Genomic DNA, 22,165 nt, shown 5'->3' on the forward strand with positions numbered 1-22,165 from the left:
TCCACCCACGCACCAACCTGCCCGATGGTTCAAGCCGTACCGGGGTTGGGTTCGCGTCGGCAGCCGGCGTGTTACGAAGGGCCCCTTCCTATCGCTTCTTGCCTTGGAAGGGGCCCTTCCTAACCAGAAAGCGTGCCGCTAGCCCTCCGTCGCGAGCCCGTCGGCGATGGATCGGGCGGTGCTCAGCAGCTTGGCCCGGACCAGTCGGGCGGTGGTCATCATCTCGGTGGCCGGCAGGGCGCAGGCGAGCACGACGCGGCGTTCCATGTCCTTGTCCGGACAGACCAGCACCCCGGCACAGGCCACCCCCTGCCGGAACTGTCCGAGTTCGAGGTGCATTCCCCGCCGGTCGCCGGCCGCCAGGTCGGCTTCGAACGCCTCGGTGTTGACCAGGGTCGCCGGGGTGAACGGGCGCATGCCGAATTCCCGCAGGTAACGGAACCGCTGCTCAGGGGTGAGGGTGGCGAGCAACGCCTTGCCCAGTGCGGTGGCATGGGCTCCCTCGTCGAATCCGGGCACCAGGTCTTCCAGGTAGGGCGATCGGGGGCCTTCCGACACGGCGGTCACCGCCACCTGTCCGCCGACGAACCGGCCCAGGTAGTGGCTGAAGCCAGATTCGGACGCCGCCCTGCGCAGCGCCTCGCCGACCGATGGCGGGCCGCGGAAGGCGGTCACCAACTCCCGATACCGGTCGGCGACCTCCAGCCCCACGATGTACGTGCCGTCCTCTCGACGGATCACGTAGCCCTCGTACGCGAGCGTGCGCACCAGGTGGTAGGTGGTGGCCACGGTCAGCTCGCACCGTCGCGCTATCTGCTTTACGGTCAGGCCCTTCGGAGCCCGCCCAACCGCTTCGAGGACACGTAGCGCACGCGACACGCTACGGATCAGGTCCGAAGGTTCCGCCAAGGGGTCGCGCACAACCACCTCCGCCGCCGGGGACTTACACCATATGAAAAATCGGCCTTTGAGGAAATGACCGTTCGGATTGAGGATGCCAGATCTACGGCGACTACGCGTGCAGCGACAGACACGTTCGGTTCATACGTCCGGATCGCATAAAATCTTTCACATATGACCGACATCCCGGTGGCCGCCGCTGCGCCCACCCATCCCGTACGCGCCGCAGCCGGTGCCACGGTCACCACCATCGGCTGCGTACTGCCGGTCTTCCTGGTCGGCGGACTCGCCGTCCAGATGGGCGAGGAGCTGCGCTTCTCCCCCGCCGGGCTCGGCCTGGCGGTCTCCGTCTACTTCGGCGTGAGCGCCCTCGCCTCGGTGCCCTCCGGCGCGCTCGTCGAGCGGTACGGCCCCCGGATCGTCGCCCGCGCCGGACTGCTCCTCGCCGCCACCACCCTGCTGGCCATCGCCGTACTCGCCCACTCCTTCGCGACCCTGGTCGTCCTGCTGGGGCTCAGCGCGGGAGCCAACTCGCTCGGTCAACTCGCCAGCAACGCCGCCCTGGCCCGACACGTCCCGCCCGGACGGCAGGGCCTCTCCTTCGGCGTCAAGCAGGCCGCCATCCCCGTCTCCACCCTGCTGGCCGGTGCCGCCGTACCGGCGATCGCCCTCACCGCCGGCTGGCGGTGGGCCTTCGTCGCGGCGGCCGGTGCGGCACTGGCCACGCTGCCGGCCGTACCCGCCGGTGACCGGACGACACGTCGGAGCGAGGGCACGCGTGGCGAGCGCGCCACCACGGCGCTGGTGGTCCTGGGCCTGGCCGCTACCCTGGCCGCAGCCGCCGCCAACGCCCTGGGCACCTTCGTGGTCGACTCGGCGGTCGGGCGGGGACTCTCCCCCGGGCTGGCCGGGCTCACCCTCACCTTCGGCAGCGCGGTCTGCGTCACCGCCCGGGTCCTCTCCGGCTGGTTGGCCGACCGGCGGGCCGGCGGGCACGTCGCCGTCATCGCCGGCATGCTCGTGGTGGGTGCGGCCGGGCTCGTCCTGCTCGCCCGGCCCGGCTCGACCCCACTGGTGGTCGGCGTGGTCCTCGGCTTCGGCCTGGGCTGGGCCTGGCCCGGCCTGATGAACTTCGCCGTGGTCCAACTCCACCCGCAGGCACCGGCCGCCGCCACCGCCATCACCCAGACCGGGGTGTACGCGGGCGGCTGCATCGGTCCGCTCGGCCTCGGTGCGGTCGCCGCGTACGCCGGTTATCCGGCGATGTGGCTGACCGCCTCGGTCGCCATGCTGCTCGCCGCCGGCCTCATGCTCGCCGGCAGCCGGATGCTCCGCCACGCCGCGGTCGGCAGCGTTCAGTAGGTCTCCTGGGTCACGAGCGCCTGGCCGAAGTCCCCGGAGCGGAACGCGTCCTCCGGGATCATGAAGTAGAGCGTCGGCCACCCGGACTGTCCGTCCATCAGCTTGAGTAGATGGACATGGCCGTCCTTCCACCGGTGGATCGCCCCGAGTTCCCCGACCGGCCACCCGAATGCCGCGTCCCCGGCCGGGTTCCGCACCAGCGGGCAGGCGTCGTAGAACTCGGCCACCTGGGCGGCGCTGCTCGGCGGGTCCAGGCCGAGGTCGATAGCGTGCACCAACGGGCTCCACTCGTCCGGCATCGTCAGCACCGGCTCGGCCCGTAGTGGCTCCCGTTCGAAGGACACCGTCCCGGTCGGGGCCGGCACCTGCACCACCTGCGCCGGATCGGCCGGCACCACCCGGAGCCACGCCGGATCGTCGAAGTCGACCTCCGGGTACGGCTGCCCCGGTGCCGGTTGCACGATGAAGAAGTTGAGCAACCCGACCCGGCGGGGCAGATGCTCACCGAGCCAGGGCGCGAACGCGTCGACGTCGAGTACGGCCAGCAGACTCAGCGGGTGGCCGTCGGCCTCCGGCCATGGCGTACCCGGCTCCAGCAGCGCCGGCCCGCCCAGCGCGCACCGCCCGGTCGCCGACGCGTCATCGGCAGCTGCCTCGATCTCGAAGCCGGGCCGCGCCAGGTGCGCTATCTGCGGCCCCCCAGCCTCACCAAAATGCGCGACGCACGCATCTTCGAACGTCCGCAGCACAGTTTTCCGGTCCATGCCGGGCAGCCAAGCACACCGTCTCGTACGGATCGACCAACGGCGCGGCATTCCTACCCGTCGTAATGTCCGGCGCACCGTCTACATTGCTCGGGTGAACTCGTGGCATCACGCACAGTCAGCCGCCCGCAAGTAGGGCGGCGCTCCCGAGGACTATCTGCCGATCGAAGAATTCATCGACTCCTCGAAGCAGATCATCGGCGACGTACGCCACCGCGGGCGATATACCACCACACCGCTGGTATCTATCTCTGCCAGCGCATCTTCGGTGACACCCTGCGGATCGGCCGCAAACAGATCCCGGTACGGCTCATCGCCGAGCGGCACGTCCTGGAAGATCTCGGTTGGTTGCCCAGCCCGGCCGGGTGGATCGCCCGGCCCGGTAAGGCCCAGTTGGTGCTGCGGCTCAACTTGTCCGGTCGGCGATGAAGTCGCAGAGCGACTCCATCGCCCGGCGCGGCGCGGTGTCCGGCAGCGGCGAGAGCTGTTGCCGAGCCTCCTCGGCATAGCTGCGTACGGTCTCCCGCGCCCGCTTGAGGGCCGGTGACTCGCGCAGCAGGCCGAGCGCCTCGGCGTGCAGATCATCCTCGGTCACCGGGCCGGCGGAGAGGATGTCCCGCAGCCGGACCGACGCCGCGTCGGAGTCGTCCGAGGCGAGTGCGTAGAGCACCGGCAGGGTGGGCACCCCCTCGCGCAGGTCGGTGCCGGGTGTCTTGCCCGACTGCGTCGACTCGGAAGCGATGTCGAGCAGGTCGTCGGAGAGTTGGAACGCGACACCGATCGTCTCGCCGTAACCGGTGAGCGCCGCGATGTGCTCGGGAGACGCGTTGCCGAACATGCCACCGAACCGGGCGGAGGTGGCGATCAGCGAACCAGTCTTCTCACCGATGACATGCAGGTAGTGGGCGACCGGGTCGGCACCGGCCCGGGGACCTACGGTCTCGGCGATCTGGCCGTGCACGAGGCGGGCGAAGGTACGCGCCTGCAGCCGGACCGCCTCGGTGCCGAGGTCGGCCGCGAGGTCCGCCGCACGGGCGAACAGGTAGTCGCCGACCAGGATCGCCACCGAGTTGGTCCACCGCGAGTTGGCGCTCGGTGCCCCCCGCCGCACCGGTGCCTCGTCCATGACGTCGTCGTGGTAGAGCGTGGCAAGGTGGGTCAGCTCCATCACGACGGCGGCCGGCACCACCTGCGCCGCCGTCGGATCGCCGAACTGGGCCCCGAGGGCCACCAGCAGCGGCCGGAACCGCTTGCCACCAGCCTCGACCAGGTGCCGGGCCGCCTCGGTGACCAACGGATCCGCGCTCGCCACACTGGCCCGCAACTCCGTCTCGACCGTCGCGAGCACGCCGAGCACCGACGCCTCCACCTGCGCGTCGACGAAGTCGAGCCCGATACTCGTCAGGCCGTCAGCCGGTCTCACCACGTGTCCAACCATGCCACACCGGCCCAAGCATTCCCGGTGGGGGGCAGCGTGACGGACGGCACCGAAGAGCCCGGTCCGCCTCGCTGCCAACCTACCGTCATCGGACGAAGTCGGCGGCGCTGTTGGCCAGATCGAGCAGCGGGGCCGGGGCCACGCCGAGCACGAGGGTCGCCACCACACCGATGGCGAGCGCCAGCTTGGTCATCGCGCCGGCACGGGAGATGCTCGGTGTGGACTCGCCCGGCTCGGAAAGCCACATCATCACCACGACCCGCAGGTACGGGAAGGCGAGGATCATGCTGCTCAGCACGCCGGCGATCACCAGCCAGGTCTGGCCACCCTCCAGAGCCGCCCCGAACACCGCGAACTTGCTCATGAAGCCGCTGGTGAGCGGGATACCGGCGAAGGCCAGCAGGATGAACGTGAACAGCCCGGCATACAGCGGCGAACGACGCCCAAGCCCCGCCCAACGGGACAGGTGCGTGGCCTCACCGTCGGCATCGCGGACCAGGGTCACCACGGCGAACGCCGCGATCACCGAGAACCCGTACGCGACGAGGTAGAACATCGTGCTGGAGAGCCCTGCCTTGGAGACCGCCAGCACACCGACGAGCAGGTAGCCGGCGTTGGCCACGGAGGAGTAGGCCAGCAGCCGCTTGATGTCGGTCTGGGTGACCGCCAGGATCGCGCCGACCAGCATGGTCAGCACCGCGATGGCCCCCAGGACCGGCCGGAACTCCCAGGTCGACCCGTCGAACGCGACGTAGAGCACCCGGAGCAGCCCACCGAAGGCCGCCACCTTGGTGCAGGCCGCCATGAAGCCGGTGATCGGGGTGGGCGCACCCTGGTAGACGTCTGGGGTCCAGACGTGGAACGGTGCGGCCGCCGCCTTGAAGAGCAGACCGATGGCGATCAGGGCGAGGCCGGCGAAGAGCAGGATCGGGCTGGCCGTCGACTCCGTCACCGACCGGTGGATGGTGCTGAAGTCGACGCTGCCGCCGCCACCGGCCGCCACCCCACCGGTGAAGCCGTAGACCAGCGCGATGCCGAAGAGGAAGAACGCCGAGGCGTACGCGCCCAGCATGAAGTACTTCAGGGCCGCTTCCTGGCTGAGCAGCCGCCGGCGACGGGCCAGCGCGCACAGCAGGTAGAGCGGCAGCGAGAAGACCTCCAGCGCGATGAACATCGTCAGCAGGTCGTTCGCGGCGACGAAGACCAGCATGCCGGCGATGGCGAACGACATCAGCGGGAAGACCTCGGTCGCGCCGTTGGCGTTGCTGGCCTGCCGGCGGTCCTCCGCCGAGTCGGCGGTGATCGCGGCCTCCGCCACGAACGGCCCGCCCCGCTCCACCGAGCGCTCGCCGACGAGCAGCAGCGCCATGATGCCGAGCACGATGATCGCGCCCTGGAGGAACAGCGTGGGCCCGTCGATGGCCAGCGCCGCACCGGCGGTGGTCAACCCCTTGCCGGAGTTCACCACCACCATCACCAGTGCCGCCACCAGCGTGGCCAGGGCCAGCAGGAACTGCACCAGTTGCCGGCGACGACGGGGCACGAAGGCCTCGACGAGTACACCGACCAGCGCGGCACCAACCATGATCAGGATCGGAGCGATGGCCGCGTAGTCAAAAGACGGCAGCTTGAGCTCGGTCATCGGGCGGCCTCCTGGACGCTACCGACCGTCGGGGCGGGGTCAGACTTACCGACGTCCTGCATCGTGGCCTGGATGGCCGGGTTGATGACGTCGGTGACCGGCTTCGGGTAGAAGCCGAGCAGCAGGATCAGCGCGATCAGTGGCGCGACCACGATCTTCTCCCGCAGGTTGAGGTCACGGTGCATGGCCGGTATCCCGGACAGTGCGGGGTTGAGCGTGCCCTGGGTGGTGCGCTGCACCATCCACAGCACGTATGCGGCGGCCAGGATGATGCCGAGCGTGGCGATGATCGCAACCGGCTTGTTCACCGTGAAGGTACCGATCAACACCAGGAACTCGGAGATGAACGGTGCCGTACCGGGCAGGGCGAGCGAGGCCAGACCCGCGAAGAACAACACCCCGGCGAGCAGCGGCATCAGCTTGCCAGCCCCGCCGAAGTCGCTGACCAGGGCGGAGCCCCGCCGCGCCACCAGCATGCCGACCACCAGGAAGAGCAGGCCGGTCGCCAGACCGTGGTTGAGCATGTAGAAGACCGCACCGGTACCGGCCTGGGTGGTGAAGGCGAAGATGCCGACACCGATGAAGCCGAAGTGCGCGATCGAGGTGTACGACACCAACCGCTTGAGGTCGTTCTGCCCGACCGCCAGCAGCGCGGCGTAGATGATGCCGATCACCGCCAGGCCCAGTGCCCACGGTGCGAACCACTTCGACGCCTCGGGGAAGAGCGGCAGGCAGTACCGCAGGATGCCGAAGGTGCCGACCTTGTCCATCACGCCGACGAGCAGCGCGGCGGCACCCGCCGGAGCGGCACCACCGGCGTCCGGCAGCCAGGTGTGGAACGGGAAGAACGGTGCCTTGATCGCGAAGGCGATGAAGAAGCCGAGGAAGAGCCAGCGCTCGGCCCCGGTCGACAGGTCGATCTGGGTCAGCGTCTGCCAGTCGAAGGTCTTGCCGCCGAGCACCCACAGGCCGATCACCGCGGCCAGCATGAACAGACCGCCGACCAGCGAGTAGAGGAAGAACTTGACTGCGGCGTACTGGCGCCGCTGGCCGCCGAAGCTTCCGATCAGGAAGTACATCGGGACCAGCATGATCTCGAAGAACACGTAGAAGAGGAAGATGTCGGCGGCGGCGAAGACGCCGATCATCGTGGCTTCGAGGGCCAGCAGCAGGGCGAAGTAGACCGGGACGGACCGCTTGGCCTTGTCCGCGTCGTGCCAGGACGCCAGGATCACCAACGGCACCAGCAGCGCGATCAGCATCAGCATCACCAGCGCGATGCCGTCGGCGGCGAAGGTGAAGTTGACGCCCCACTGCGGGATCCAGGCGTACGACTCGCGGAACTGGAGCCGGTCGCCGCCGACCTCGAACGCCACCCACATGACCACGGAGAGCGCGAGTACGGCGAGGGACCAGCCCAGCGCCACCAGCTTGGCCAGTTGCGTCTGACGGCGGGGTAGGCACACCACCACCAGCGCACCGACCAGCGGTGCGACGGTCAGCACCGAGAGGAAGGGGAAGTCGGACATTATTCGGCCTTACCTCCGTCGTCAGTGCACGAGCCGCCGGTACCGGCGGGACGGATGAACGTGGTCACGCCAGCCACCCCATCTGCACGGCCAGGAACGCCGCCACCACCAGCAGGGCACCGGCGAGGATCGACGTCGCATAGGACCGGACGAAGCCGGTCTGTAGCCGGCGGAGCCGGCCGGATCCGCCACCGACCGCCGCGGCCAGGCCGTTGACCAGCCCGTCGACGCCACGGTTGTCGAGGTAGACCAGGGCCCGGGTGAGGAAGATTCCGGGCTTCTCGAAGACCGCCACGTTGAACGCGTCGGTGTAGAGGTTGCGCCGCGCCGCGGTGACCAGCACCCCGGCCGGCTGCTCCTGTGGGGCGGTGCCCTTGCGGAACAGAACCCAGGCCAGGCCGACCCCGAGCACCGTGATCACGGTCGACAGGATGGTGATCATCGTGTGGGAGAGCACTCCGTGCGTCTCCTCAGCGCCCTCGGGCAGCACCGGGGTCAGCCAGTCGGGCACCGAGCTGGCCATCAGCGCACCCGCCCCAAGCGAGCCGATCGAGAGCAGGATCAGCGGAATAGTCATGATCGGCGGCGACTCGTGCGGGTGGTCGATGTCCTCGGTCCACCGCTTCGGGCCGTGGAAGGTCAGCACGAAGAGCCGGGTCATGTAGAACGCGGTCAGGCCGGCACCGGCCAGCGCCGCGCCGCCGAACAGCCAGGAGGTCCAGTCGCCCCGCGCGAAGGCGGCGGCAATGATCGGCTCCTTGGAGAAGAACCCGGAGAACGGGAACAGACCGATGATGGCCAGCCAGCCGGTGCCGAAGGTGATCCAGGTGACCTTCATGTACTTGGCGAGGCCACCGAAGCGCCGGATGTCCACCTGGTCCTTCATGCCGTGCATGACCGAACCCGCGCCGAGGAACATGTTGGCCTTGAAGAAGCCGTGCGCCAGCAGGTGGACGATGGCCAGGGCGTACGCCCCACCACCGAGTCCGACGCCGAGGAACATGTAGCCGATCTGGCTCACCGTCGACCAGGCGAGCACCCGCTTGATGTCGTCCTTGGCCGCACCGATGATGCAGCCCATCAGCAGGGTCAGCGCACCGACGCTGACCACCACCGTCTGCAGGGTGGTGTTGGCCGAGAAGACCGGGTTGGACCGGGCGATCAGGTAGACACCGGCGGTCACCATCGTCGCGGCGTGGATCAGGGCGGAGACCGGGGTCGGGCCCTCCATCGCGTCGGGCAACCAGGCCTGGAGCGGGAACTGACCGGACTTACCGGTCGCACCGAGCAGAAGCAGCAGACCCATCACCAGTACGGTGCCGGCGGCCAGCCCGCTGACGCCGTTGAACACGTCGTCGTACTGGGTGCTGCCGAGCGTCGCGAACATCAGGAAGATGGCGATCGCCAGACCCGCGTCACCGACGCGGTTCATCAGGAACGCCTTCTTGCCGGCGGTCGCCGCCGAGGGCCGGTCGTACCAGAAGGAGATCAGCAGGTACGACGCCACACCGACGCCTTCCCAGCCGAAGTAGAGCATCACGTAGTTGTTGCCGAGCACCAGCAGGAGCATCGCGGCAACGAAGAGGTTGAAGTAGGCGAAGAACCGGCGCCGCCCCGGGTCGTGGGACATGTAACCCACGGCGTACAGGTGGATCAGGAAGCCCACACCGGTGATCAGCAGTACGAAGACCGCAGCCAGCGGGTCGAAGAGCAGGCCGAAGTCCACCTTGAAGTCGCCGACGGCGATGAACTCCCAGAGGCTGCGCTCCACGGACCGGTTCTCCAGGCCGCGCAGCTGGAAGAAGTAGGTGACGCCGAGCACGAAGGCGGCTCCGACGCTGGCCACCCCCAGCCAGTGGCCCCACCGGTCAGCCCGGCGACCGAGCAGCAGCAGGATCGCCGCGCTCACCAGCGGGATGGCCACCAGCAGCCACACACTGTTCAGCAACCCACTCGCCGAGGCGTACTCGATGGCGCCGGCCGGCACCGCCGGCCCGTCGGCGACCACCGTCACCGCCCCGGTCTGGGCGCTCCACAAGGTCTCTACCACTCCGGGGCCCCTTTAGTACTTCAGCAGGTTGGCGTCGTCGACGCTGGCAGAGCGCCGAGTCCGGAAGATCGACATGATGATGGCCAGGCCGACCACCACCTCCGCCGCCGCGACCACCATGACGAAGAACGCCATGACCTGGCCGTTGAGGTCGCCGTTGATCCGGCTGAAGGTGACCAGCGTCAGGTTGGCCGCGTTGAGCATCAGCTCGACGCACATGAACAGGATGATGGCGTTACGCCGGATCAGCACACCCGCCGCACCGATGGTGAACAGCACCGCGGCGAGGATCAGGTAGTAGTCGGGAGTCACTTCTCGGTTCCCTTCGGAGCAGCCTCCGTCGGAGTCAGCTCACGGGTGGGCAGGATCTCGGCGAACGGGGCCTCGGTCAGGCTGCCGTCCGGCAGGCGGGCAGGCGTGACCACCGAGGAGGAGGTCGCGAAAATGCCGGGCCCGGGCTTCGGACCGGGGTACGAGCCGGGAGCGAAGCGCGCCTTCATCTGCTCCACCTGGGAGCGCCGCTCGCCCTTGCGGCGCTCGATGTAGGCCAGCACCATCGCGCCCACCGCTGCCGTGATGAGCAACGCCGAGGTGATCTCGAAGGCGAAGACGTACCTGGTGAAGAGCAGCCCAGCGATGCCCTGCACGTTGCCGGACGCGTTTGCCTGCTCCAGCCCGACCGCCTCGATGCCGCCGACGGCCCGGTACACCCCGGTGCCCATCAGTGCGGCGAAGCCGATCCCGAGCGCGATGCCCGCGACCCGCTGTCCGCGTAACGGCTCGATGAGCGAGTCGGTGGTGTCTCGGCCCACCAGCATCAGGACGAACAGGAAGAGCATCATGATGGCGCCGGTGTAGACGATGATCTGCACCATGCCGATGAACGGCCCCGACTGCATCACGTAGAACGCGCCGAGGCACAGCATGGTGAGCACCAGCCAGAGCGCCGAGTGCACGGCGTTGCGGGACGCCACCATGCCGATCGCCCCGATCAGGGCGAGCGGAGCGAGGACCCAGAACGCGATCTCCTCGCCGGTGGATACGCCGCCCGCCGCGGCGAGCACCGCCTGCCCGCTCGTCATGAGGTCACTCCAGTCGGCTCAGACCCGTCAACCTCGCTGGCCTCGGCCCACGGCGCGCGCTCGGCACCGGCCGAGATGCCCGGATTGGTGAGGGCACCCAAGTAGTAGTCCTTCTCGGAGTCGCCCAGCCGCATCGGGTGCGGCGGCTGCTCCATACCCGGCAGCAGCGGTGCCAACAGCTGCTCCTTGGTGAAGATCAGGTCCTGCCGGGAGTCGCGCGCCAACTCGTACTCGTTGCTCATCGTCAACGAGCGGGTCGGGCACGCCTCGATACACAGGCCGCAGAAGATGCACCGGGCGTAGTTGATCTGGTACGTCTTCGCGTACCGCTCGCCCGGCGAGAACCGCTGCTCCTCGGTGTTGTCGCCACCCTCGACGTAGATCGCGTCCGCGGGGCAGGCCCAGGCGCACAGCTCGCAGCCGATGCACTTCTCCAGCCCGTCCGGGTGCCGGTTGAGGATGTGCCGCCCGTGGTAACGGGGCGCGGAGACCGGCGGCTTGAACGGGTAGTCGGTGGTGATGACCTTCCGGAACATGTGGGAGAAGGTCACCCCGAACCCTTTGAAGAATCCGAACGCCATCTCACACCTCCTTGCCGGCCGCGCCGGAGTCGTCGTTCGTGGTGGTCGTCGTTGCCCCACCATCGGTGCCGTCGCGATGGCTGCTGGCCATGGCCGGCTGCCGTTCGGCAACCGAACGTCGGGCCCGTGGACTCGGCGGCACCTGCAGGTCGAGCGGTGGCAACGGGAAGCTGCCGACCGGTCGGCTCGCCACCTGTTCCTCCAGGCTGGGCAAGGTGGGCTTCTTCCGCTCCGGCCACAGGAGTGCGACCAGTAGGACGCCGACAACGGCCCCACCGATGATCAGGTAGCGGGTGGTGTCGGCCACGTTCTGGTTCTGCAGGGTCCGGATGCCGGCCAGGGCGAGGATCCACACCAGGTTGACCGGGATCAGCACCTTCCAACCGAACCGCATGAACTGGTCGTACCGCAGCCGGGGAAGCGTGGCCCGCAGCCAGATGAACCCGAAGAGCAGCACCAGCACCTTGCCGAAGAACCAGAGCATCGGCCACCAACCGGAGTTGGCACCCTCCCAGATGCTGATCGGCCACGGTGCCCGCCAGCCGCCCAGGAACAGCGTGGTGCAGACCGCCGACACGGTGATCATGTTGATGTACTCGGCGAGGAAGAACATCGCGAACTTGAACGACGAGTACTCGGTGTGGAAGCCGCCGACCAGTTCGGACTCCGCCTCGGGCAGGTCGAACGGGGCCCGGTTGGTCTCCCCCACCGCGGAGATCACGTAGATGATGAAGCTCGGGATGAGCAGGATCGCGTACCAGCTGGGGGCGGTGACCTCGAACCCGAAGAGGTTGATCGGGTTTCCGTGCTCCTGGGCCCGGACGATCTCGGAGGTCGACATCGTGCCGGCCGTCATGAAGACCGCGACGAAGGAGAGCCCCATCGCGACCTCGTACGAGATCATCTGCGCGCCCGAGCGCAGGCCGCCGAGGAGCGGGTAGGTCGAGCCGGACGCCCAACCGGCGAGCACCACGCCGTAGATGCCGATCGAGGCGCAGGCCAGCACCACCAGCACCGAGACCGGGGTGTCGGTCAGCTGCAGCGGCGTACGCTCACCGAACATCGACACCATCGGCCCGAACGGGATCACCGCGAAGGCGGTGAAGGCACAGACGGCGGAGATCACCGGAGCCAGGAAGTAGACCACCTTGTCCGCGGTGAACGGGATGATCTCTTCCTTGAAGGGCAGCTTGAGACCGTCGGTCAGCGACTGGAGCCAGCCGTTCGGCCCGACCTGGTTGGGGCCGGGCCGCTGCGCCATCCGCGCGACGACCTTACGCTCGTAGTTGATCGTGAAGAGGGTCAGCAGCAGCAGCATCACGAAGAGGCCGAGCACCTTGATCAGGACGATCCACCACACGTCCTTGCCGAAGTCGGCGAGGGTGGGGCCCTCCGCGAGATAGGTCGGAATCACTTCACCGCTCCATCTTTCGTCTGCTGCGCGGGCAGCGACACTGCCCCGACGGAGAGCCGGACGACCGCGCCGGACGCCGCCCCGAGGCTGCGTCGCACAGTCGAACCGGGCGAGTTGGTCGGCAGCCAGACCACTCCGTCCGGCATTTCCGTGATCAGCGCCGGCAGCGTCACCGCGCCCCGGTCGGTGCCGACCGTGACCGCCGCGCCGTCCTCGACACCCAGATCCTGGGCCGTGCCCTTACTGATCCGGACCACCGCCGGTCGGGCGGTGCCGGCCAGGTACGGATCGCCCGCGATCAGCGTGCCCTCGTCGATCAGCTGGTGCCAGGTGGCGAGCACGGCCTGTTCCGCGGCAACGACCGCCGGCGTGCCGGGGGCCACGATCGGCGGGCCCGGCCGGTCCGACCGGCTCGCCGGCAGCGAGCCCAGCTCGCGGCGAATGCCGTTGACGTCGCCGATGCCCAGGCTGACCCCGAGCTGAGCGGCGATGGCATCGAGCACCCGACCGTCGGTCATCGCCGACGACTGCAGCACCGCCTCGAAGGTCCGCAGGCGGCCCTCCCAGTCGAGGAAACTGCCGGCCTTCTCCACCACCGGAGCGACGGGCAGCACCACGTCGGCCCGACGGGTGACGGCGCTGGTCCGCAACTCCAGGCTCACCAGGAACGGCACCGCGTCCAGTGCCTGCTCGGCAAGGCGCGGGTCGGCCAGATCACCCGGGTCGACCCCGGCCACCACCAGTGCCCCGAGCCGACCGTCGGCGGCCGCCGCGAGGATCTGGTCGGTGTCCCGGCCGACGTGGCTGGGCAGCACGCCCGCCGCCAGGTCCCACGCCTCGGCCAGCTCGGCCCGGGCAGCGGGATCGTTGACCAGCCGTCCGCCGGGCAGCAGGTTGGGCAGGCAGCCGGCGTCCACCGCGCCTCGGTCCCCAGCGCGCCGCGGCACCCAGGCCAGCTTCGCCCCGGTACGCCGGGCGGCCTCCGCCGCCGCGGAGAGCCCACCGGGGACGGTGGCCAGCCGCTCGCCGACGATCAGGATCGCTCCCGGGGTGGCCAGCGCCTCGGCGACGGTCGGGTGGGTGGCCAGCACCTCGGCCTCCTCGCCGGGTACGACCCGGGCGAGCTTGGCGCCGAGCTTCTCCAGGCCCCGGCTGGCGAACGGCGCCAGCGCGAAGACCTTCAGGCCCTTGTTGTGGTACGCCTTGCGCAGCCGCAGGAAGAGGATCGGGCACTCCTCCTCCGGCTCCAGCCCGGCGATCACCACGGCCGGGGCCCGCTCGATGTCGGCGTACGTCACATCGGTGGCCCGGACCACGTTGCTGGCCAGGAACTCCGTCTCCTCGACCGACAGCGGCCGGGCCCGGAAGTCGATGTCGTTCGTGCCGAGCGCCACCCGGGCGAACTTCGCGTACGCGTAGGCGTCCTCGACGGTCAGCCGGCCGCCGGTCAGCACCCCGACCCCGGACTCGTCACGGGCCTGGCGCAGCCCCTCCGCAGCCACGGAGAGGGCCTCGCTCCACGAAGCCTCCCGCAGCTCACCGGTGCGGGCGTCCCGGACCAGCGGGTTGACCAGACGCTCGTTGGCGGTGGCGTAGCGGAAGCCCCACCGGCCCTTGTCGCAGTTCCACTCCTCGTTCACCGCCGGGTCGTCGCCGGCCAGCCGGCGCATGACCTTGTTGCGCCGGTGGTCGGTACGCATCGCGCAACCGGCCGAGCAGTGCTCGCAGACGCTCGGCGTGGAGACCAGGTCGAACGGGCGGGCCCGGAACCGGTACTGCGCCCCGGTCAGCGCGCCGACCGGGCAGATCTGCACCGTGTTGCCGGAGAAGTACGAGTTGAACGGGACATCCCCCGGGTCGCCCTCTTCGCCGCCGTATTCCTCGTCCCGATAGATGTTGATCTGCTCCCCGGAGGAGCGGCCCATCAGGTCGATGAACTTGTCACCGGCGATCTCCTCGGAGAACCGGGTGCACCGCTGGCAGAGCACGCACCGCTCCCGGTCCAGCAGCACCTGGCTGGAGATGTTGAGCGGCTTCTCGTACTCCCGCTTGTGCTCGTGGAAGCGCGACTCGGCACGGCCGGTGGACATCGCCTGGTTCTGCAGCGGGCACTCGCCACCCTTGTCACACATCGGGCAGTCGAGCGGGTGGTTGATCAGCAGCAGCTCCATCACGCCGGCCTGGGCCTTCTTGGCCACCTCCGACGTCAGCTGGGTACGGACCACCATGCCCTCGGCCACGGTCTGCGTGCAGGAGGCCACCGGCTTGCGCTGTCCCTCGACCTCCACCAGGCACTGCCGGCAGGCACCGGCCGGGGCCAGCAGCGGGTGGTCACAGAACCGCGGGATCTCGGTGCCCATCTTCTCGGCGACCCGGATCAGCAGCTCGCCCTTGGGCGCGGTCACCTCGACACCGTCGATGGTCAGCGTGACCGTGTCCGTGTTCTTGGCTACCTCGGTCATTCTGCCGGCCTTTCACTCGCGACTGCGGGGCTCGCTCCGCTCACTCCTCGCGCTCGCAGCGCAAGCCCCCCGCTCACGACTGCGGGGCTCGCTCCGCTCACTCCTCGCGCTCGCATCAGTGCGCTCCAACCAGCTGCTTGGCGGACAGCTTCGGTGCCTTACGTCCCTCGATGTAGTCGAGGTAGTCCTGCTTGAAGTACTTCAACGAGGAGGTCACCGAACTGGTGGCACCGTCACCCAAACCGCAGAACGCGCGGCCGAGGACGTTGTCGCAGGTGTCCAGCAGGGTGTCCAGGTCCTCGTGGGTGCCCTGACCGGAGAGGATGCGCCGGTAGACCCGGACCATCCAGTAGTTGCCCTCGCGGCACGGGGTGCACTTGCCGCACGACTCGTGGTGGTAGAACTCCATCCACCGGTAGGTCGCGTAGACCGGACAGTCCTGGTCGGAGAAGATCTGCGTGGCCGTGGTGCCGAGGATGGACCCGGCTGCCGCGACCCCCTCGAAGTCGAGCGGCACGTCCAGGTGCTCGGCGGTGAGCAGTGGAGTCGACGACCCACCCGGGGTCCAGAACCGCAGGTTGTGGCCCGGTTGCATCCCGCCGGCCAGCTCGATCAGCTCCCGCAGCGTGATGCCGAGGCCGCACTCGTACTGGCCAGGGTTGGCGATCCGGCCGGAGAGGGAGTAGATCATCGGGCCAGCGGACTTCTCCGTACCCATGCTCTTCCACCAGTCGGCCCCGCCGAGCACGATGTACGGCACGCTGGAGATGGTGCCGACATTGTTGACCACGGTCGGGCTGGCGTAGAGGCCGTGCGTTGCCGGGAACGGTGGGCGCAGCCGGGGCTGGCCCCGGAACCCCTCCAGCGAGTCCAGCAGCGCGGTCTCCTCACCGCAGATGTACGCCCCGGCACCGCTGTGCACCACCAGGTCCAGGTCGAAGCCGGACCCGAGGATGTCCTTGCCGAGGTAGCCCTTGGCGTACGCCTCGTTGACCGCGTTGCGCAGCCGCCGGGCGGCGTGTACCGCCTCGCCGCGGATGTAGATGAAGGCCCGGTTGGCCCGGATCGCGTACGAGGCGATGATCACGCCTTCGACCAGCGAGTGCGGGTCGTGCGTCATCAGCGGCAGGTCCTTGCAGGTGCCCGGCTCGCCCTCGTCGGCGTTGACCACCAGGTAGTGCGGCTTGCCGTCGCCCTGCGGGATGAAGCCCCACTTCAGGCCGGTCGGGAAGCCGGCTCCACCCCGGCCGCGCAGGCCGGAGTCCTTGATCAACTGGATCAGGTCGTCCGGGTGCACGGCGATCGCCTTGCGCAGCGCCGCATACCCGTCGAGCTGCTCGTACGTCTCCAGCTGCCAGGCGTTCGGGGACAGCCAGCGCTTGGTGAGCACCGGGGTCAGCTTGGCCAGCGTCTCCGCCCGAGGCGTCGTCACTTCTGGGCCTCCTTCAACGACCGCTCCTGCTCGACCGCACTGTCGCCCGCCGGCTTGGCGTCACTGGCCGGGCGGTTCGCGGCCACGCCGGCGGCCTCCGCCTTCCTGGCCTCCCCCGAGGCGGGCGCGGTCGCCGGGGTGGCCGGCTCCGCGTCCTTGCGCCGAAGCGGGGTCTCCGGGTCGAATCCGGCGACTGCGATGCCGTGCTGCTGCGCCAGCCGGAGGCCGCGCAGCGTCGGATCACCGGCCGGTCCGTCGGCGACCGCACCCTCCCGGGTGTCGGCGAAGCCGGCGAGCTGGAGTGCCATCTCCTTCAGGGTGCAGAGCCGGGCACCCCGGGTCGGCATCGGCCGGCCACCGGCGCGCAGCTCGTCGACCACGCCCTGCGCAGTGTCCGGGTCGACTCCGTCGAAGAAGTCGTAGTTGACCGTCATCACCGGGCCGTAGTCACAGGCGGCCAGGCACTCGGCGTGCTCCAGCGTGATCTTCCCGTCGGCGGTGGTCTCCTCGTGCCCGACGCCCAGGTGTTCGGCGAGGGCGTCGTAGACCTCCTGCCCGCCGAGCACGTTGCACATCGTGTTGGTGCAGACGCTGACCAGGTAGTCACCGGTCGGCCGACGCTTGTACATGGTGTAGAAGGTGGCCACCGCGCCGACCTGGGCCTTGTTGAGGCCGAGTTGCTCGGCACAGAACTCGACCCCGGCGGGCGAGACGTAGCCTTCCTCCGACTGCACCAGGTGCAGCATCGGCAGCAACGCCGACCGCGACCGGTCGGCCGGGTATCGGGCAATGATCTCCTTTGCCCGGTCGTACGTCTCCTGGCTGAACACAAAACGCTCGCTTTCCGCGCCCACGCTCATCGGTCACACCCGCCCATCACCGGGTCCAGTGAAGCTCCGCCGGCGATCACGTCGGCCAGCAGCGCACCTTCGGCCATCGCTGGCACCGCCTGCAGGTTGATGAAACTGGGCTCGCGGTAGTGCACCCGGTAGGGACGCGTCCCGCCATCGGAGACCGCGTGCACGCCCAACTCGCCGCGCGGGGCCTCGATGCCGACGTAGACCTGGCCGGGCGGCACCCGGAAGCCCTCGGTGACCAGTTTGAAGTGGTGGATCAGCGATTCCATCGACTGACCCATGATCTTGGCAACGTGCTCCAGCGAGTTGCCCATGCCGTCCACACCGATGGCCAGCTGCGCCGGCCAGGCGATCTTCTTGTCGGACACCATGATCCGGCCGGGCCGGAGCCGGTCGACCGCCTGCCGCACGATCTTCATCGACTCGCGCATCTCCGCCATCCGGACCAGGTAGCGGCCCCACACGTCGGAGGTGGTCGCGGTCGGCACGTCGAACTCGTAGTTCTCGTAGCCGCAGTACGGGTTGGTCTTGCGCAGGTCCCAGGCCAGGCCCGCCGAGCGCAGTACCGGGCCGGTGATGCCGAGCGAGAGGCATCCGGTCACGTCCAGCACCGCCACCCCCTGGGTGCGCTGCTGCCAGATGACCTGACCGCTGAGCATGTCCTCGTATTCCTTGAGCCGCTTCGGCAGGTAGTCGAGGAACTCGTCGATCTTCTTGATCGCCTCGTCGGGTACGTCCTGGGCGACGCCGCCCGGTCGGACGTACGCCATGTTCATCCGCAGCCCCGAGCAGAGCTCGAAGATGTCCAGGACGTACTCGCGCTCCCGGAAGCCGTACAGCATCATCGAGATCGCACCGAGCTCCATGCCGGTGGTGGCGATCCAGACCAGGTGCGAGGCGATCCGGTTGAGCTCCATCATCAGCACCCGGATGGTGGTGGCCCGCTCGGGAATCTCGTCGGTGATGCCGAGCAGCTTCTCGACCGCGAGCGCGTATCCCGTCTCGTTGAAGATCGGCGCCAGGTAGTCCATCCGCGTGACGAAGGTGGTGCCCTGCACCCAGTTGCGGTATTCGAGGTTCTTCTCGATACCGGTGTGCAGGTAGCCCACGACCGGCCGGCACTCCCGGACGGTCTCGCCTTCCAGCTCCATCACCAACCGCAGCACGCCGTGGGTCGACGGGTGCTGCGGACCCATGTTGACAACGATCCGCTCGTCGTTGATCGGGTCGACACCCGAAACGACGGTGTCCCAGTCACCGCCGGTGACGGTGAAGACCTTGCCTTCGGCGGTCTCGCGTTCCGTCGCGTAGCCAGGGGTGGTCATTTCATCCCTCCGATCAGGACTGCGGGGCTCACAAGTCCTGCGCGCATTCCGGCTCCGGCGCGGGCCACGTGGCCGGCCCCGAAACGGTCGATCCTCGCGCCGATCATTGGTAGGACCTCCGGTGGTCTGGAGGGGGAATCTGGGCACCCTTGTACTCGACCGGGATACCGCCGAGCGGGTAGTCCTTGCGCTGCGGGTGCCCCTCCCAGTCGTCCGGCATGAGAATCCGGGTCAGACCGGGGTGGCCGTCGAAGACGACGCCGAACATGTCGTACGCCTCCCGCTCCTGCCAGTCGGCCGTCGGGTAGACGGACGTGACGCTGGGCACGTGCGGGTCGGCCGTGGTCACCGCGACCTCCAGCCGTACCTGCCGCCGGTAGGTCATCGAGGTGAGGTGGTAGACGACGTGCAGCCGTCGCTCGTCGGAGCCGAGGTAGTCCACGCCGGAGACCGAGCTGCACAACTCGAAGCGCAGCGACTCGTCGTCACGCATGATCCGGCAGACTTCGAGGATCCTGTCCGGCCGGACGTGGATGGTCATCTCGCCCCGGTCGATGACCACCTTCTCGATGGCGTCGGCGAACCCGGGGTAGGCCTCCTCCAGCGCGTCGCGGACCTCGTCGAAGTAGCCGCCGTACGGCCGCGGGCTGTCGACCACCTCGACCGACCGGCGCTTCAGCCCACCGAAGCCGGAGGTGTCGCCGGTGCCCTGGATGCCGAACATGCCCCGACCGGCCGGGCTGGCCGGCGGGAACTCCGCAGGTGCCCCGCTGGTCGCGCCGACCGGCGGCGCGGCGACCGGTACGCCGCCGCCGGGCTGCTCACTGGGTGCGGGTGAGGGAGAGGTCATTTGCTGCCCCCGAGCTTCACGTGGTTCTGCGCCTTCATCCAGTTCTCGATGCGCAACTGCTCCTCGCGCCCCTCGCGGACCGCCTGCTCCCACTCCGCACGCCGAACCTTGTCGACCCGGTAGGAGGAGGGCATCGCGCCGGGCGCGACGACGGGCACGTCACCGCGCTCGCGGCGGGCTTCGAGCATCTTGCGGCCGTTGGGGCCGAGCGGCTGGGCCATCACCTTCTCGCGCATCTTGAGGATGGCGTCGATCAGCATCTCTGGCCGAGGCGGGCAACCGGGAAGGTAGATGTCCACCGGCACGATGTGGTCCACGCCCTGCACGATGGCGTAGTTGTTGAACATGCCGCCGGACGACGCGCAGACGCCCATCGAGATGACCGAACGTGGCTCGGGCATCTGGTCGTAGATCTGGCGCACGACCGGGGCCATCTTCTGGCTCACCCGACCGGCGACGATCATCAGGTCGGCCTGGCGGGGCGAGGCGCGGAACACCTCCATGCCCCACCGGCCCAGGTCGTAGTGCGGGGTGCCGGCGGCCATCATCTCGATCGCGCAGCAGGCGAGACCGAAGGTCGCACCCCAGAACGACGACTTACGTGCCCAGTTGGAGAGCTTCTCGACCGAGGTGAGCAGGATGCCGCTCGGCAGCTTCTCTTCGATACCCATGACGAAACCTCAGTCCCAGTCCAGCCCGCCACGCCGCCACACGTAGGCGTACGCGATGAACACCGTGACGATGAACAGCACCATCTCGACGAACCCGAAGAGGGCGAGCGCGTCGAACGACACGGCCCACGGGTAGAGGAAGATGATCTCGATGTCGAAGACGATGAAGAGCATGGCCGTCAGGTAGAACTTGATCGGGAACCGACTGCCGCCAATCGGCGTCGGCGACGGCTCGATCCCGCACTCGTACGCTGCGAGCTTGGCCCGGTTGGCCCGTTTGGGGCCAACGATGGGCGCGATCGCCACGGAAAAGAGTGCGAAGAGTGCGCCCAGGATCAACAGACCCACAATGGGCACCCACATGGAGAGTGACATCTCCTCCTGCCGTCCTTTCCTGTCCGGCCGACCGCCAGTCCAACGTATTCACTTCTTCGCCGACGCCTCAAAGAAGGTGCCGCGAGTCACACAGAGTGCTCGGATGACCACTCAGACACTGGGTGCCACCCTGGTCATCGCGTTGATGATCCGGTCCATCGCGTCACCGCCGCGTGGGTCGGTCAGGTTGGCCAGCAGCTTGAGGACGAACCGCATCAGCAACGGATGCGGCATGCCGTGCTTGGTGGCGATCCGCATGATCTGCGGATTGCCGATGAGCTTCACGAAGACCCCGCCCAGACGGTAGTAGCCGCCATAGCGGGACTTCAGCTCGGTCGGGTAGTGCGCCAGCGCCCGCTCGCGCTCCACCCCGGCAGGCCGGGCCAACGCCTGCACCGCCACCTCGGCGGCCAGCTCGCCCGACTCCATGGCGTAGGCGATGCCCTCGCCGTTGAACGGGTTGACCATGCCGCCGGAGTCACCGACCAGCATCACCCCACGGGTGTAGTGCGGCACCCGGTTGAAGCCCATCGGCAACGCCGCACCGAGGATAGGTCCGTCGGCGTTGGCGTCGTCGTTCAGCCCCCAGTCGTCCGGCGTGTTGGCCAGCCAGTCGGTGAGCAGTCGCCGGTAGTTGGTCTTGCCGAAGGCCGACGAGGAGTTGAGCACGCCGAGCCCCGCGTTGACCCGACCGTCGCCCATGCCGAAGATCCAGCCGTAGCCGGGCAGCAACTTGTCGCCGCCCTCCCGACTGCGCAACTCCAGCCAGGACTCCAGGTACCTGTCGTCATGGCGGGCCGGCGAGCGGTAGTAGCGGCGAACCGCCACACCGATCGGCCGATCCTCGCGCTTGGCCAGACCGAGGGCGAGCGGGAACCGGCCGGATACGCCGTCGGCGGCCACCATGAGCGGCGCGTGGAAGGTCGTCAGCTCCTTGCCGGGGCCGACCTCGGCGGCGACACCGATCGCCCGGCCGGTGGCATCGAGCACCGGACCGGTGACGTTCACTCCGGTACGCAGTTCCGCGCCGGCCGCGACCGCGCGCTTGGCGACCAGGTCGTCGAAGTCGAGCCGGGTACGGACCAGACCGTAGTTGGGGAAGCTGGCCAGCTCGGGCCAGTCGAGTTCGAGGCGCACGCCGCCACCGATCACCCGCAGGCCCTTGTTGTGCAGCCAGCCGGCCTCGGGCGAGGTGTCGACCCCGAGCTTGATGAGTTGCTTGACGGCGCGTGGGGTGAGGCCGTCGCCGCACACCTTCTCGCGTGGGAATTCGGTCTTCTCCAGCAGCAGGACCCGGAGCCCGTGCTGGGCAAGGTGGTAGGCGGTGGCGGAGCCACCAGGCCCAGCGCCAACGACGATGACGTCCGCGTCGTTCTCGACTGTCGTCATCTGCGCCTCCCTCCGTACGCTCGTGAAATGCTTCACAAGCTA

Annotated in this window: 20 protein-coding genes; 2 read left to right on the plus strand and 18 right to left on the minus strand. The window is 68.7% G+C overall.

Going from position 1 to position 22,165, the window contains the following annotated elements; all coding sequences use genetic code 11:
- Positions 1 to 138 precede the first annotated feature (138 nt).
- Positions 139 to 921: an IclR family transcriptional regulator gene (locus FHR38_RS11210; protein WP_184534607.1), complete on the minus strand. Its 783-nt coding sequence runs from the start codon at positions 919 to 921 to the stop codon at positions 139 to 141.
- Positions 922 to 1,074: 153 nt separating this feature from the next.
- Between FHR38_RS11210 and FHR38_RS11215 the strand changes: the two genes are divergently transcribed.
- Positions 1,075 to 2,262 (plus strand): MFS transporter, encoded by a 1,188-nt coding sequence (locus FHR38_RS11215; RefSeq protein WP_184534608.1) that lies wholly within the window; start codon positions 1,075 to 1,077, stop codon positions 2,260 to 2,262.
- On the opposite strand, the gene FHR38_RS11220 is transcribed toward FHR38_RS11215, so the two are convergent.
- Complete coding sequence (locus FHR38_RS11220) at positions 2,256 to 3,026, minus strand: DUF1963 domain-containing protein (protein ID WP_184534609.1); 771 nt, start codon at positions 3,024 to 3,026, stop codon at positions 2,256 to 2,258. The two genes, FHR38_RS11215 and FHR38_RS11220, sit on opposite strands and share 7 nt — an antisense overlap.
- A 222-nt stretch (positions 3,027 to 3,248) precedes the next feature.
- Here FHR38_RS11220 and FHR38_RS33550 point away from each other — a divergent pair, with 222 nt between their 5' ends.
- Positions 3,249 to 3,455, plus strand: a complete 207-nt coding sequence (locus tag FHR38_RS33550; RefSeq protein WP_376771476.1) for a DUF6915 family protein — start codon at positions 3,249 to 3,251, stop codon at positions 3,453 to 3,455.
- Here FHR38_RS33550 and FHR38_RS11230 read toward each other — a convergent pair.
- The 16 genes from FHR38_RS11230 to FHR38_RS11305 form a co-directional block, all read right to left on the minus strand.
- Positions 3,433 to 4,464, minus strand: coding sequence for a polyprenyl synthetase family protein (locus FHR38_RS11230; RefSeq protein ID WP_184534611.1), 1,032 nt, complete (start codon positions 4,462 to 4,464; stop codon positions 3,433 to 3,435). The two genes, FHR38_RS33550 and FHR38_RS11230, sit on opposite strands and share 23 nt — an antisense overlap.
- A gap of 85 nt (positions 4,465 to 4,549) precedes the next feature.
- Complete coding sequence (nuoN, locus tag FHR38_RS11235; RefSeq protein ID WP_184534612.1) at positions 4,550 to 6,106, minus strand: NADH-quinone oxidoreductase subunit NuoN; 1,557 nt, start codon at positions 6,104 to 6,106, stop codon at positions 4,550 to 4,552.
- Positions 6,103 to 7,635, minus strand: a complete 1,533-nt coding sequence (locus FHR38_RS11240) for an NADH-quinone oxidoreductase subunit M (protein WP_184534613.1) — start codon at positions 7,633 to 7,635, stop codon at positions 6,103 to 6,105. The genes nuoN and FHR38_RS11240 overlap by 4 nt, the downstream gene beginning before the upstream one ends.
- 64 nt (positions 7,636 to 7,699) lie before the next feature.
- On the minus strand, positions 7,700 to 9,649 hold the full coding sequence (gene nuoL / locus FHR38_RS11245; RefSeq protein WP_184539541.1) for an NADH-quinone oxidoreductase subunit L: 1,950 nt from the start codon (positions 9,647 to 9,649) through the stop codon (positions 7,700 to 7,702).
- Between the two features lie 48 nt (positions 9,650 to 9,697).
- Complete coding sequence (nuoK, locus tag FHR38_RS11250) at positions 9,698 to 9,997, minus strand: NADH-quinone oxidoreductase subunit NuoK (RefSeq protein WP_184534614.1); 300 nt, start codon at positions 9,995 to 9,997, stop codon at positions 9,698 to 9,700.
- Complete coding sequence (locus tag FHR38_RS11255) at positions 9,994 to 10,767, minus strand: NADH-quinone oxidoreductase subunit J (RefSeq protein WP_184534615.1); 774 nt, start codon at positions 10,765 to 10,767, stop codon at positions 9,994 to 9,996. Before FHR38_RS11255 ends, nuoK begins: the two co-directional genes overlap by 4 nt.
- Entirely contained in the window at positions 10,764 to 11,348 is a 585-nt protein-coding gene (gene nuoI, locus FHR38_RS11260; RefSeq protein ID WP_184534616.1) for an NADH-quinone oxidoreductase subunit NuoI, read from the minus strand. Before nuoI ends, FHR38_RS11255 begins: the two co-directional genes overlap by 4 nt.
- 1 nt (position 11,349) lies before the next feature.
- On the minus strand, positions 11,350 to 12,762 hold the full coding sequence (gene nuoH, locus FHR38_RS11265) for an NADH-quinone oxidoreductase subunit NuoH (RefSeq protein ID WP_184534617.1): 1,413 nt from the start codon (positions 12,760 to 12,762) through the stop codon (positions 11,350 to 11,352).
- Positions 12,759 to 15,224, minus strand: coding sequence for an NADH-quinone oxidoreductase subunit G (locus tag FHR38_RS11270; RefSeq protein WP_184534618.1), 2,466 nt, complete (start codon positions 15,222 to 15,224; stop codon positions 12,759 to 12,761). The genes nuoH and FHR38_RS11270 overlap by 4 nt, the downstream gene beginning before the upstream one ends.
- A 115-nt stretch (positions 15,225 to 15,339) precedes the next feature.
- Entirely contained in the window at positions 15,340 to 16,656 is a 1,317-nt protein-coding gene (nuoF, locus tag FHR38_RS11275) for an NADH-quinone oxidoreductase subunit NuoF (RefSeq protein ID WP_184534619.1), read from the minus strand.
- The gene (gene nuoE / locus FHR38_RS11280; RefSeq protein WP_184534620.1) at positions 16,653 to 17,516 is read right to left on the minus strand and encodes an NADH-quinone oxidoreductase subunit NuoE; all 864 of its coding nucleotides are present in this window, start codon (positions 17,514 to 17,516) and stop codon (positions 16,653 to 16,655) included. Before nuoE ends, nuoF begins: the two co-directional genes overlap by 4 nt.
- Entirely contained in the window at positions 17,513 to 18,838 is a 1,326-nt protein-coding gene (locus FHR38_RS11285) for an NADH-quinone oxidoreductase subunit D (protein ID WP_184534621.1), read from the minus strand. The genes nuoE and FHR38_RS11285 overlap by 4 nt, the downstream gene beginning before the upstream one ends.
- A 103-nt stretch (positions 18,839 to 18,941) precedes the next feature.
- Entirely contained in the window at positions 18,942 to 19,688 is a 747-nt protein-coding gene (locus FHR38_RS11290) for an NADH-quinone oxidoreductase subunit C (protein WP_184534622.1), read from the minus strand.
- Positions 19,685 to 20,359: a NuoB/complex I 20 kDa subunit family protein gene (locus FHR38_RS11295; protein WP_184534623.1), complete on the minus strand. Its 675-nt coding sequence runs from the start codon at positions 20,357 to 20,359 to the stop codon at positions 19,685 to 19,687. Before FHR38_RS11295 ends, FHR38_RS11290 begins: the two co-directional genes overlap by 4 nt.
- A 9-nt stretch (positions 20,360 to 20,368) precedes the next feature.
- A complete protein-coding gene (locus FHR38_RS11300; protein ID WP_184534624.1) occupies positions 20,369 to 20,734 on the minus strand; it encodes an NADH-quinone oxidoreductase subunit A in 366 nt (121 codons plus the stop codon).
- Positions 20,735 to 20,845: 111 nt separating this feature from the next.
- Complete coding sequence (locus FHR38_RS11305) at positions 20,846 to 22,123, minus strand: geranylgeranyl reductase family protein (protein ID WP_184534625.1); 1,278 nt, start codon at positions 22,121 to 22,123, stop codon at positions 20,846 to 20,848.
- Positions 22,124 to 22,165: the final 42 nt, after the last annotated feature.

The sequence above is a fragment of the Micromonospora polyrhachis genome, from assembly GCF_014203835.1.
In the GTDB taxonomy this organism is placed as follows: domain Bacteria; phylum Actinomycetota; class Actinomycetes; order Mycobacteriales; family Micromonosporaceae; genus Micromonospora_H; species Micromonospora_H polyrhachis.

Bases quoted from the DNA above. Each gene is read 5' to 3' on its own strand.
- FHR38_RS11215 (WP_184534608.1), top strand. From the start codon at position 1,075: ATGACCGACATCCCGGTGGCCGCCGCTGCGCCCACCCATCCCGTACGC.
- FHR38_RS11270 (WP_184534618.1), bottom strand. From the start codon at position 15,224: ATGACCGAGGTAGCCAAGAACACGGACACGGTCACGCTGACCATCGAC.
- FHR38_RS11230 (WP_184534611.1), bottom strand. From the start codon at position 4,464: ATGGTTGGACACGTGGTGAGACCGGCTGACGGCCTGACGAGTATCGGG.
- nuoI (WP_184534616.1), bottom strand. From the start codon at position 11,348: ATGGCGTTCGGATTCTTCAAAGGGTTCGGGGTGACCTTCTCCCACATG.
- FHR38_RS11300 (WP_184534624.1), bottom strand. From the start codon at position 20,734: ATGTCACTCTCCATGTGGGTGCCCATTGTGGGTCTGTTGATCCTGGGC.
- FHR38_RS11290 (WP_184534622.1), bottom strand. From the start codon at position 19,688: ATGACCTCTCCCTCACCCGCACCCAGTGAGCAGCCCGGCGGCGGCGTA.
- FHR38_RS11220 (WP_184534609.1), bottom strand. From the start codon at position 3,026: ATGGACCGGAAAACTGTGCTGCGGACGTTCGAAGATGCGTGCGTCGCG.
- FHR38_RS11255 (WP_184534615.1), bottom strand. From the start codon at position 10,767: ATGACGAGCGGGCAGGCGGTGCTCGCCGCGGCGGGCGGCGTATCCACC.
- FHR38_RS11285 (WP_184534621.1), bottom strand. From the start codon at position 18,838: ATGACCACCCCTGGCTACGCGACGGAACGCGAGACCGCCGAAGGCAAG.
- FHR38_RS11305 (WP_184534625.1), bottom strand. From the start codon at position 22,123: ATGACGACAGTCGAGAACGACGCGGACGTCATCGTCGTTGGCGCTGGG.
- nuoE (WP_184534620.1), bottom strand. From the start codon at position 17,516: ATGAGCGTGGGCGCGGAAAGCGAGCGTTTTGTGTTCAGCCAGGAGACG.
- FHR38_RS11240 (WP_184534613.1), bottom strand. From the start codon at position 7,635: ATGTCCGACTTCCCCTTCCTCTCGGTGCTGACCGTCGCACCGCTGGTC.
- nuoN (WP_184534612.1), bottom strand. From the start codon at position 6,106: ATGACCGAGCTCAAGCTGCCGTCTTTTGACTACGCGGCCATCGCTCCG.
- FHR38_RS11295 (WP_184534623.1), bottom strand. From the start codon at position 20,359: ATGGGTATCGAAGAGAAGCTGCCGAGCGGCATCCTGCTCACCTCGGTC.